Source organism: Allobosea sp. TND4EK4 (assembly GCF_900156025.1).
Taxonomy (GTDB): Bacteria; Pseudomonadota; Alphaproteobacteria; order Rhizobiales; family Beijerinckiaceae; genus Allobosea.
Genome location: NZ_FTMO01000010.1, coordinates 97,829 through 108,779 on the forward strand (window position 1 = coordinate 97,829; position 10,951 = coordinate 108,779).

The window sequence follows — 10,951 nt, forward strand, 5'->3', positions numbered from 1 at the left end:
GGCCCGGCCGAAAAGGCGTGCGATTCCCGCGCGTGGCGCTTATAGCCACGGCATGATCCCAGATATCGACCAGCCGGCCCAGGGCCCGGGCCACGACGCGGTGACCCTGAACGTGACCGCCGACCAGGCAGGCCTGCGGCTGGACAAGGCGCTTGCCCTGCTGGCCGGCGAGATTTCGCGGGCGCGGCTGCAGCAGGTGGTGAAGGAAGGCGGCGTTCGGCTCAACGGCGCCGTCGCCACCGATGGCAGCCGCAAGGTCGTCGAAGGCGACGCCATCAGCCTCGCCATGCCGGCCGCCAGGCCACCCGATCCGATCGGGCAGGATATCCCGCTCGACGTCGTCTATGAGGACGAGCACCTGATCGTCATCGACAAGCCGGCCGGCCTCGTCGTGCATCCGGCCGGGGGCCATGAGGACGGCACGCTGGTCAATGCGCTGATCGCGCATTGCGGGGAGAGCCTCTCCGGGATCGGCGGCGTCAGGCGGCCGGGCATCGTCCACCGGCTCGACAAGGACACCAGCGGGCTGCTCGTGGTCGCCAAGAACGACCGGGCGCATCAGAAACTGGCCAAGCAGTTCGCCGATCATGGCCGGACCGGGCCGCTGCAGCGCGCTTACGTCGCGCTCGTCTGGGGCGCGCCGCGCCTGCGCGAGGGCACCATCGACGCGCCGATCGAACGCTCGACCCGCAACCGCGAGAAGATGACGGTGGTGAAGGAGGGGCGCGGGCGCGAGGCGATCACCCACATCACCCTGGTCGAGCGCTATCCGGCGCTGCTGAAGGGGCTGGACGAGACCGTGCCGCTGGCGAGCCTGGTCGAATGCCGGCTGGAGACGGGGCGCACGCACCAGATCCGCGTGCATATGAGCCATATCGGCCATCCCCTGCTCGGCGACCAGCTCTATGGCTCGGGCTTCGCCACAAAGGCGGTACGGCTGCCCGTGGAGGCGCAGGAGGCGCTTGCCGCTCTCGGGCGGCAGGCGCTGCATGCCGCGATTCTCGGCTTTGCCCACCCCGCCACCGGCGAGGAGATGCTGTTCGAGTCGGAGCCGCCGGCCGAGTTTGCGAATCTGCAAGCAGCGCTCGCGAGGCTGTGAGCCGATCTGGCTCCTCTGCCATCTTTCCGTCAGAGTGGAATGGCATATACTGGCGCTGTCGGATGCGGATGGCCAAGGGGGCGCCGCACGCGGCCGGTCCAGCCGAACTTTTGCGCCGGAGGCGCGTTGGACCAGCTTGCATCATCCGAAACCTGCGCGAAGGTTGATCGCGCGGTGGGTCTGCCGCTTCGCGGGGGCCACGATGAGGAGACACGCGCATGGCGAGTGCTTCGCTGCCCGTCCTGTCCGCCGAAGGCGGGCTGTCACGGTATCTCGATGAAATCCGCAAGTTCCCGATGCTGGAACCGAGCGAGGAATACATGCTGGCCAAGCGCTGGCGCGAGCATGGCGACCGCGACGCGGCCCACAAGCTCGTGACCTCGCATCTTCGCCTCGTCGCCAAGATCGCCATGGGCTATCGCGGCTACGGCCTGCCGATCGGCGAGGTCGTGTCTGAGGGCAATGTCGGCCTGATGCAGGCTGTGAAGCGATTCGAGCCGGAGAAGGGCTTCCGCCTGGCCACCTACGCCATGTGGTGGATCAAGGCCTCGATTCAAGAGTACATCCTGCGGTCCTGGTCGCTCGTGAAGATGGGCACCACGGCCAACCAGAAGAAGCTGTTCTTCAACCTGCGCAAGGCGAAGAGCAAGATCTCCGCGCTGGGCGAGGGCGATCTGCGTCCCGACCAGGTCAAGCAGATCGCGACCAAGCTCGGCGTCAACGAGCAGGACGTGATCGACATGAACCGCCGCCTCGGCGGCGACGCCTCGCTCAACACTGCCGTCCGCGAGGATGGCGATGGCGAGTGGCAGGACTGGCTGGTCGACGATTCCGAAAGCCAGGAGCGCCGCTTCGCCGATTCGCAGGAGGCGAGCAATCGCCATACGGCGCTGCGTGAAGCGCTCGACGTGCTGAACCCGCGCGAGCGGCGCATCTTCGAGGCGCGGCGCCTGGCCGAGGATCCGATCACGCTGGAGGAGCTCTCCGAGGAGTTCGGCGTCTCCCGCGAGCGTGTCCGACAGATCGAGGTCCGTGCCTTCGAGAAGGTGCAGGAAGCGGTGAAGAAGGCGATCACGCGGATCGAGGCGCCGCGGGCGGCGCTACCGGCGGCGTAAGCCCGGATCCATCGTACGAGATTTGAAAGGGGCGCTTCGGCGCCCCTTTTTCTTTGCTGTTCTTCCTGCGCCGTCCAGCCGCGACGGGAGAGCACTCGCCGAACACAGCAAGGCAGCTCTGCGTCAAGAGATGGACGGGGCCCGACGAACGCGGTCAATACAGCGGCAGCAACGGCTTCAGCGGCAGGCGCAGGGGCCCGAGGAAGACACGGCCGCCGCGCAGCGAGACGGGCGGCAGCGGCGTCAGGCCGGGGGCCGCGGCTGCGGCAGGCGGGCGCCCTCCGAGCAGGCCGCCCAGCCCGCCGAGCAGGTTGCCGACCCGGATGCCGCCGATCTGCTCGATGCCGGCCGCGGCGAGCTGGAGATCGCCGCCGACCTGATGCGTCGGCTCGAGCAGGAGCTGGCCACTGCCCCCGATGCGGGCGGCGCCCTTGGTGGCGGCGATCCGGCCGAGGTCGAGGGTGCCGTTGGCATTGCGCCAGCTTTCCAGCGCATCCGGGTTGAAGCCCTTCCGAAAGGCCTCCGATTGCGTCAGCGTGCCTTCGAGGTCGACCGTGCCGGCATCCGGCGTGCCCAGAAGGGCGTCGATCAGCGGCAGCACCGTGCCCTTGGCCGATACGGCGAAGTCGACCGCCTGGTCGGTGGCGGGACGTGTGGGGTTGCGGCGCAGATGCAGTTCGAGCGCGCTCGCGCGCCAGTTCTCGGCGCCGATGCCGGGCGTGGTCAGGGTGAGGTTCGGCTCGGCCGCGACGAGGGCGAAGCGTTCGGGCTGGCGCCAGGCGAGACTGGCGTCGAGCTGCTTCCAGGTCACGTCGAGTGTGCGGCCCTCGGTCAGCGTGGCGCGGGCCGGGCTCGTTGCCTCGAGGATCACGAGGCCCGGCGAGTAGATCTGGCCGACGACGACCGCCGGGCCGCTCGTGACCTTCACCGCCTCGCCCCAACGCGTGGAGGTGAGCGTCAGCGAGGTGCAGCGAACCTCGATCCGGAAGGGGAAGCCGCCGACGGAGCGGTCGGCGCAGGTCCAGGTGCGTCCTTGCGAGACCTCCCGCGCCAGCGCCTTGTCGATCTCCGCGACGACCCGGCCGTGAACATGGAACCAGAAGCCCGACCAGGCCGCCGCCAGCACGACGAGCAGGACGAAGGGCGCGTAGAGCCAGAAGCGGCTGCGGCGGCGCGTCGGGAGGGTGTCGGTCATGCGGCGGGCGTTCCTTGCGCGGATGCGGCCGGATTGTTAGCTCGCCACAGGGGCCAGAGCCAGTGCCGCAGCCGCGGTGATCCGCCTTGGCAGGCCGTCATGGCCAAATGATGGGTCTGGCCAAACGATGGGACGACGGGAAGGGACTGCGATGGCGGGCAGCGACGAGGCGGCCGATCTCTGGGTTTTCGGCTATGGCTCGCTGATCTGGCGGCCCGGCTTTGCCTTCGCGGACAGCGTCCCCGCGCGCCTCTACGGCTATCACCGCTCGCTGTGCGTCTTCTCCCATGTCCATCGCGGCACGCCTGAGCAGCCCGGGCTGGTGCTCGGGCTCGATCGCGGCGGGGTTTGCCGCGGGCTCGCCTTTCGCGTTCTGGCCGCGCATGCCGCCGAGACGGTGGACTATCTGAGGGCGCGCGAGCAGGCGACGGCCGTCTATGTCGAAAAGCATGTGCCGCTGCGGCTGGACGATGGCCGGCAGGTGCGGGCGCTGGTCTATGTCGCCGACCGCAAGCATCTGCAATATGCCGGGAAGCTGCCGCCCGAGGATCTGCTCCGGCTGGTGCGGCAGGGCCGGGGGCAGTCGGGCGAGAATCCCGACTACGTGCTGCAGACGAACGAGCATCTGCGCAAGATGGGCGTCTATGACCCGGTGCTGACGTCGCTGGCGCAGGAACTGGCGCCCGGGCTGGGGGCGCCGCACCCGCCGGTCGGCCGCTGACTCAGGCGGCTTCCGGCATCAGGTCCAGCAAGGCGGCGCGGCGGCTCATGCCGTCCTCGGCGAGCAGGTGGACATGGATCTCGCAGGCGCCCGCCTCCATCACCGCGCGCTGCCAGCGCCCCAGGGCGGCTTCGACCCCGAAGGGGCCGGAATCGCGCGCGGCGATGATCTTGCGCTCCGACGAGACGGCGAGCAGGACCCCATCGGTGAAGCCCAGCGCATGGACGTCGTCCACGGAGAAGACGGACGCGACATAGCGCCGGCCGGAGCGGCCGCGCCAGGCGGTGAAGCGGCGCTCGGCGAGCTTGGCCGTGCTGCGCAGCGGCGTCTCGCGGACGGCAGCGGCTTCGTCGAACAGGTCGGGCGTGTAACGGTAGGCGACAGTAGCCATGTCCGTTCCTCCTTTGCTGTGAACAAAATGGGAACACGGTAGGGGCAAGTCAAGCGGTGCCGGCGCCGGCGGCCTCCGCTGCTGTCAGTCGGTGTCAGGAGCCCGCGAGGGGGTCGAGTCCCTGCCTGGCCAGTTCGGCGCGGCCGTCCGCCAGCAGCCTGTCGCTGGCGGTCTCGATCTGCTCCTGAAGCGTCCGCTGGAAATCGACCTTGGACAGGCCGGGCATGATCGGAGGCAGGATCTCGATGACGATGGTGCCGGGCCGGCGAAGAACATGGCGCCGGGGCCAGTACAGCCCGGAGTTCAGCGCCACCGGCAGGCAGGGAACGCCCAGCTCATGATAGAGATGGGCGACGCCGAACTTGTAGGCCGGCGGAGCTCCGGGCGGGCGACGCGTTCCTTCCGGGAAGATGATGAGCTGGCGCCCGTTCTGGCCAAGCTCGACCTTGGCGCGGCGGGTGACATCGGCCAGGGCCCGGGCCCGGCCGCCACGGTCGACCGGAATCATCCGCAGCTTGCCGAGGCTCCAGCCGAACACCGGAATGGTTGTCAGCTCGCGCTTCAGGATGAAGACGGGATTGTCGAAGAGCGTCACCAGGGCGAAGGTTTCCCAGAAGGACTGGTGCTTGGCCGCGACGATGAGACCGCCGGCCGGAATGTGCTCCCGGCCCCTGATTTCGTAGCGCGTGCGCGCGACGACGCGCTGCAGCCAGAGCGCGCTGCGGGCCCAGCCGCGGGCGACTTTCCACATCACGCCCCATGGCAGCAGCAGCGCGGGCAGTGCGCCGAAGAGCAGCCAGCCGATCAGGTTGGCGTAGAACAGGATGTTGAAGGCGAGCGAGCGCAGGAGCAGCATGGCGGGCAAAAAGCGCGAGACCGGGCGGCGGTCAAGCACTGTGCGCCGGCCTCGTTCGCCCGTCAGCCCTGAGGTGGCGAGCCGCCGCGCAGGTGCGAGCGCTTCTCGGCCTCCGGCCCGATGGCATCCGGCGGCTTGGGCGAGACCGGCTTGCGGCCCCCGATGATGACGGAGAGCCGCGAACTCTCCGGGTCGCTCTCGAACAAACTGCGCAGCCGCGAGACGCGGAACTTCACATATTCGGGAACCAGCACTTTCACCGTTGCCCAGCGGCGCCACCAGCCGGTCGAATCAAGCTGGTCGGTCACGACCGGGTGGGCGACGAGGCGCACGCCCGGCATGGCATGGGCGAACTCGGCCAGGGTGCGCGGCATATGGTAGTTCGACGTGACCACCAGCAGGGACTGGAAGCGGTGCTGGCGCACCCAGCGGCGCGTCTCGATGGCGTTGCCGATGGTGTTTCGGGCCCGATAGTCGAGATCGACGCAGCAGGCGAGCAGATCGCGTGCCGCCGGGTTCAGCCGCGCCAGCTCCTCGCGGCTCGTCTTCTCGTTGACGCCGCTGATCAGCAGGCGCGCACCGCGATCGGCGCCGAGTAGCCCGATCGCGTCGCCGACGCGCTGCGAGCCGCCGGTCACGACGACGATGGCATCGGTTCGCGGAGTCGCGACGGGCTCGCGGGCCTCGATCCCGCCGACGAAGCGCACATAATCCCAGCCGGTGCCGATCGCTGCCGCAGCCAGGGCGACCAGCATCGCACGGCCGAACAGGCGCCCCCAGGAGGGCCGCTCCTTGCGGGACGGTTCACCCGCCATCCGTGCGCTCAGGCGATCGTTGCCGCTGCCGATCATGACCATGACGTTGCTGGCATAGCGCGGCAATCGGGCATGATCACGGCGCTTCCATGCCGGCAACCGCCCCAGGTCTTGCGCATTCGTTGCCATTCGCGACGCATGGCGAGGATCATGTCAGCGCCCGCAGGTAATGCCGAACGGTAATGCGGGAGACCAGCCCTGCGATGGCCGCAACGATGATGGCCACGAGGAAGACGGCGCCATAGCCGGCCCAGCCGATCTCGAAGGCCCCGAACAGCGCCTGCAGCTGCTCGGCCTCCGGGGCGGTGTTCCAGTAGGAGGCGAGCAGGCCGAGGATCGCGATGGCGAAGATCGCCGCGACGCCGCCGAAGGCCCCGCCGCGCAGGCCGAGGCGGATGAAGCGGCTCTGGAACTCGCGGGCGATGAAGTCGTCGTCGGCGCCGACGAAATGCAGCACCTCGACACTCTCGCGGCTGCCCGCCATGGCCCCGCGCGTCGCGAAGGCGACGGCGAGCGCCGCCGCGGTCAGCACCAGCAGGACGATGACGAAGCCGGAGACGATGATGGTGCCGGCCATGGCCGAAAGCCGCCTGACCCAGACGCGGTGATCGTCGAGGATGGCGCCGGGCACCTCCTTGCGCAATTCGGGGCCGAAGCGGGTGATGTCCGGCGAAGCGCCGGATTTCAGCGTCAGCACGATCAGCCGCGGCACCGGCAGCTCAACGAGGTCGAGTCCCGTGCCGAGCCAGGGCTCGAGCAGCTTGTCGGATTCCGCTTTGGGCACCGCGCGCACGCTGGCGATGCCGTCGAGCCCCTGGGCCATCCGCACGGCACGGGCGACGTCGGCCTCGATGTCGCGCTGCGACTCCGGCCGGACCTGGATGGTCATCTCGTTGGAGATGGCGCCGCGCCACTGCTCGGAGGCGCGCGCCGCGAGGACGGCCGCGCCGGCGCTGATCGAGGCGAGGAAGGTCAGGATGGCGATGACGGCCATCAGGGCGCGGCCGGCGACGCCGTCGACCGGTACGAGCGGCTGGTCGCGCCGCAGATTGCTCGGCAGCGCACGCTCCTCGCGCAGGTCCGGCCCGTCGTCGTCCGCTTCAGCCATCGACATGCAGATGCCCGTCGGCCAGGACGAGACGCGGCGCGTCGTAGATGTCCATCAGGTTGAGATCGTGCGTGGCGATGATGACGGCCGTGCCGAGCTGCTGCAGCTCCATGAACAGCCGCAACAGGCGCCGGCCGAGCCCGGGATCGACATTGCCCGTGGGCTCGTCGGCGAGCAGCAGTTCCGGGCGGGCGATCAGCGCGCGCGCAATGGCGGCGCGCTGCTTCTCTCCGCCCGAGAGGACGGCCGGGACCGCGTGCATGCGCTCGCCGAGGCCGACCCAGCGCAACAATTCGACCACCTCGGCCCGGTAGCTCGCCTCTTCCTTGCCGATGACGCGCAGGGGGAGCGCGACGTTCTCGTAGACGGTGAGGTGGTCGAGCAGGCGGAAATCCTGAAACACGACGCCCATGCGGCGGCGGAAGGCCGTCAGCGTCTGCCCGTCGAGGCGCGAGGCGTCCTGCCCGAACAGGTCGACGAGGCCGCGTGTCGGCTTGAGTGCCATCAGGATCAGGCGCATCAGCGTGGTCTTGCCGGCGCCCGAAGGGCCGGTGAGATACTGGAACGAGCGCGGCGCGATGCTGAAGTTGATGTCCTTCAGCACCTCTGGTCCCATGCCGTAACGCAGGCCGACATTCTCGAAACGAACCAACTGGTTGCCTCTTCAGGATCTGACACGAATCGCGCCGCGGATCCGCATCGCGGTGCCTCAGCCTAGCTTGAGCGGACGGCACGCGCGCGACCGAGCCAGCATGCCCCCACAATTCTTCACGAGCCGTTAACCATAAAGCGCGTCAATGCGATGGCTCGCCCTGGTCCGGCGGGCTCGCGACGACCCCGTCGCTTGCCGGCCCCGGACCGAAGCGCGCAGGATCCGGCCAGCGCCAGGCGCTGCCGTATGAGGGGCCGGGGACCAAGCCGCGTCATGCTGATCGTCTGTCCGTCATGTGCGAGCCAATACGAGCTCGACGCGGCCAAACTGGGGCCGGAAGGGCGCAAGGTGCGCTGTGCCCGCTGCCAGACGCAATGGCATGTCGATGCCAGCGCCGAGATGCCGCCGGTGCCCAGCGCCGAGGAGACGCAGGCCCTGCTCGCGGAGGAACTGGAGCGCGCTGCCGCGATCGACGCCGAGGTCACGGCGGTTGCCGCTGAAGCCGAGCGCCTGATCGCAAATTCCGAGGCCGTGCCGGAAGAGCCGCCGCCGGTCGAAGTCGAGCGTCGCAAGCCCCCCCGCGGCAAAGGCCGGGCCAAGCAACCCGCCTCGAAGTCGCTTCCCAAGGGCACTGTCATACCCGCCGCTGCCGCAGTCGCCGGAGCGCTCCTGCTCGGCGGGCTGGTCTGGCAGCGCAACGCGGTCGTGCGGGCCGCGCCGCAGCTCGCCTCGCTGTTCGAGAAGGCGGGGTTGCCGGTCAATGTCCGGGGGCTCAGCCTGAGTTCGATCGAGAGCGGGCTGGTTGAGGACGGCACCAACCGCTTCCTCGTCGTCGAGGGCGACGTCACCAATATCGCCAAGCGCAAGACGGATGTTCCGCTGATCCAGGTTTCGGTGCGGGACGAGGCCGGCCAGGCACTCTACACCTGGACCACCGAGCCGCCGCGCGGAATCCTCGAGCCGTCCGAGCTGATGCGTTTCCGTGCGAGGCTTGCCTCGCCCCCGGAGAAGGGGCGCTCCGTACAGGTGCGCTTCGTCTCCACGGCCGCGGCGGGGGCGGCCGCTGCGGCGCACTGACGGTCCTGTTGCGCGCCGAGGCCGCGATATCCTCATTCCATTCGCAGGCGCGAGGTTTGCCGCGGGCCGGTGCTGGGCTATCAACCTAACGACCGGTGCAGCGGCCTTGCCGCGGTGTCGCGACCAGAACTCGATGAGAACAGGATCAACCATGCCGGAACGGCGGATCAGGGTGCTTTATGACGAGGCGGCGATCGCACGCCGCAACGAGGAGATCGCCCAGGCGGTCGCCGCCACGAACCCCAAGGACCTGCTCGTCGTCGCTGTGCTGAAGGGCAGCTTCATGTTCGCGGCCGACCTGATCCGCGCGATGCACCGGGCCGGTCTCGCGCCGCAGGTGGAATTCGTGCATCTGTCGAGCTACCGGACGGGAACCGTCTCGACTGGCCAGGTCGAGATCCTGCGTGACGTGCAGAGCGAGGTGCGCGGGCGCGACGTGCTGCTCGTCGATGACATCCTGGAATCGGGCCGGACGCTGGCCTTCGCCAAGGATCTGCTGGCGGCGCGGGGGGCAGGGTCCGTCTCGACGGCGGTGCTGCTTGAAAAGCCAGGCAAGCGGGCGGTCAATATCCGCGCCGACCATGTCGGCTTCGAATGCCCGGACTATTTCGTCGTCGGCTACGGCATGGACGTCGCCCATTCCTACCGGCAGCTGCCTTTCGTCGGCGTCATCGAAACCGAGGATCAGGCCGGCCTGCCCGGCATCTAGGACTGTCCCATGTCGCGCATTCTGGTGGTTGATGACGAGGAGCCGCTTCGCACGCTGGTCGCACGCGGGCTGGGCATGGACGGCCATTCCTGCGTCACGGCCTCGGACGGGGCCGAGGCGCTCGACGTCCTCGTTGCCGAGCAGGGGCGCTTCGACCTGCTGCTGACCGATATCCGCATGCCGTTGATGGACGGCATCGCGCTGGCGCTCGCCGCCAAGGCGCAGTTTCCCGAGCTGACGATCATGCTGATGACGGGCTATGCCGAGCAGCGCGAGCGGGCCAAGAGCCTGGAGGCGATCGTCGAGGAGGTGATGACCAAGCCCTTCACCATCGCCGAATTGCGCGAGACGGTGATGAAGGTGATCGAGCGCTCGATCGGCTGAGCCTCAGCGGTTCAGCCACCAGATCGAGCTGTTGAGCAGCGTCGCGAAGCCGACCCAGGCGAGGTAGGGCCAGAGCAGGTTCGCTGCCAGGCGATCCAGCGGCCGGAAGACCAGGATGGTCGCGATGATCGCCACCAGCAGCGGCAGGATGACCACGAGGCCGCCGACCGGGCTATTGGCCCCGAAGAAGGCGAAGGACCAGCCGATATTGAGCAGAAGCTGCAGGTGATAGACCAGCAGCGCGCGCCGGCGACCGGGCGTGCCGACGGGCAAGCGCAGGATGCGGAAGACCGCGAAGGCCATCAGCGCGTAGAGCGTCGTCCAGACCGGGCCGAAGATCCAGTTGGGCGGGTTGAAGGACGGCTTGATCAACCCCGCATACCAGGTCGGAATCTGCGGAATGGTCGCGGCACTCCCCGCCAGGGAGGCGGCAACCACCGGCAGGATCGCGATGGCGAGGGCCGCCCAGACGGACGGGCGGCGGTCGAGGGTGGTCGTTCCGGGCAGGGCTGTCATGAGCGGAAGATGTAGGATGCGTGGGCTCATCGCAAGGCAACCGGCTTGCGCCGCGCATGCGCCTTGCGTCAGATGGCATGTCAGTCCCTCATGGAACTTTTCAGCCGATGTTGCAGCGCCCGCTCCATCCCCGCTCCCTGGCCGCGCAGGCGATGGGCAAGATCGACCGTGAGACGAAGGCGGTGGTTCCGCCGATCCATGTCTCGACGACCTATCTCCGCGACGAGGACAATGGCTATTCGACGGGCTTCGTCTATGGCCGGCCGGACAACGAGACGATCCGCGAGGCCGAGAGCGTGCTGGCCATGCTGGA

Annotated in this window: 13 protein-coding genes and 1 pseudogene; 7 read left to right on the forward strand and 7 right to left on the reverse strand. The window is 68.8% G+C overall.

Annotation, left to right across the window (positions count from 1 at the left end):
- Positions 1-52: 52 nt before the first annotated feature.
- Positions 53-1,099 (forward strand): RluA family pseudouridine synthase, encoded by a 1,047-nt coding sequence (locus tag BW981_RS15960; protein WP_083712406.1) that lies wholly within the window; start codon positions 53-55, stop codon positions 1,097-1,099.
- Between the two features lie 218 nt (positions 1,100-1,317).
- Positions 1,318-2,214, forward strand: a complete 897-nt coding sequence (rpoH, locus tag BW981_RS15965; protein ID WP_076440975.1) for an RNA polymerase sigma factor RpoH — start codon at positions 1,318-1,320, stop codon at positions 2,212-2,214.
- Between the two features lie 154 nt (positions 2,215-2,368).
- On the opposite strand, the gene BW981_RS15970 is transcribed toward rpoH, so the two are convergent.
- On the reverse strand, positions 2,369-3,409 hold the full coding sequence (locus tag BW981_RS15970) for a DUF2125 domain-containing protein (protein ID WP_076440977.1): 1,041 nt from the start codon (positions 3,407-3,409) through the stop codon (positions 2,369-2,371).
- A gap of 151 nt (positions 3,410-3,560) precedes the next feature.
- On the opposite strand from BW981_RS15970, the gene BW981_RS15975 reads away from it, so the two are divergent.
- Positions 3,561-4,130, forward strand: a complete 570-nt coding sequence (locus BW981_RS15975; RefSeq protein WP_076440979.1) for a gamma-glutamylcyclotransferase — start codon at positions 3,561-3,563, stop codon at positions 4,128-4,130.
- 1 nt (position 4,131) lies between these two features.
- Here BW981_RS15975 and BW981_RS15980 read toward each other — a convergent pair whose 3' ends face one another.
- The 5 genes from BW981_RS15980 to ftsE form a co-directional block, all read right to left on the reverse strand.
- Positions 4,132-4,521 (reverse strand): hypothetical protein, encoded by a 390-nt coding sequence (locus BW981_RS15980; protein ID WP_076440980.1) that lies wholly within the window; start codon positions 4,519-4,521, stop codon positions 4,132-4,134.
- A gap of 94 nt (positions 4,522-4,615) precedes the next feature.
- Positions 4,616-5,416 (reverse strand): lysophospholipid acyltransferase family protein, encoded by an 801-nt coding sequence (locus tag BW981_RS15985; protein ID WP_348521411.1) that lies wholly within the window; start codon positions 5,414-5,416, stop codon positions 4,616-4,618.
- Between the two features lie 23 nt (positions 5,417-5,439).
- Positions 5,440-6,258: a YdcF family protein gene (locus BW981_RS15990; protein ID WP_076440982.1), complete on the reverse strand. Its 819-nt coding sequence runs from the start codon at positions 6,256-6,258 to the stop codon at positions 5,440-5,442.
- An 82-nt stretch (positions 6,259-6,340) separates the two neighbouring features.
- Entirely contained in the window at positions 6,341-7,306 is a 966-nt protein-coding gene (locus BW981_RS15995; protein ID WP_076440984.1) for a cell division protein FtsX, read from the reverse strand.
- Complete coding sequence (gene ftsE, locus BW981_RS16000) at positions 7,293-7,952, reverse strand: cell division ATP-binding protein FtsE (protein WP_076440986.1); 660 nt, start codon at positions 7,950-7,952, stop codon at positions 7,293-7,295. Before ftsE ends, BW981_RS15995 begins: the two co-directional genes overlap by 14 nt.
- Before the next feature lie 273 nt (positions 7,953-8,225).
- Here ftsE and BW981_RS23125 point away from each other — a divergent pair, with 273 nt between their 5' ends.
- From BW981_RS23125 to BW981_RS16015, 3 genes are all read left to right on the forward strand, one after another.
- Complete coding sequence (locus BW981_RS23125) at positions 8,226-9,029, forward strand: zinc-ribbon domain-containing protein (RefSeq protein WP_076440988.1); 804 nt, start codon at positions 8,226-8,228, stop codon at positions 9,027-9,029.
- Positions 9,030-9,180: 151 nt separating this feature from the next.
- On the forward strand, positions 9,181-9,738 hold the full coding sequence (gene hpt, locus BW981_RS16010; protein ID WP_139333797.1) for a hypoxanthine phosphoribosyltransferase: 558 nt from the start codon (positions 9,181-9,183) through the stop codon (positions 9,736-9,738).
- A 9-nt stretch (positions 9,739-9,747) separates the two neighbouring features.
- Positions 9,748-10,122, forward strand: coding sequence for a response regulator (locus BW981_RS16015; RefSeq protein ID WP_076440992.1), 375 nt, complete (start codon positions 9,748-9,750; stop codon positions 10,120-10,122).
- 3 nt (positions 10,123-10,125) lie between these two features.
- Here BW981_RS16015 and BW981_RS16020 read toward each other — a convergent pair whose 3' ends face one another.
- Positions 10,126-10,638, reverse strand: a complete 513-nt coding sequence (locus BW981_RS16020) for a TspO/MBR family protein (protein ID WP_076440994.1) — start codon at positions 10,636-10,638, stop codon at positions 10,126-10,128.
- Positions 10,639-10,745: 107 nt separating this feature from the next.
- On the opposite strand from BW981_RS16020, the pseudogene BW981_RS16025 reads away from it, so the two are divergent.
- Positions 10,746-10,951: pseudogene (locus BW981_RS16025) on the forward strand (cystathionine gamma-synthase); the annotation flags it as partial.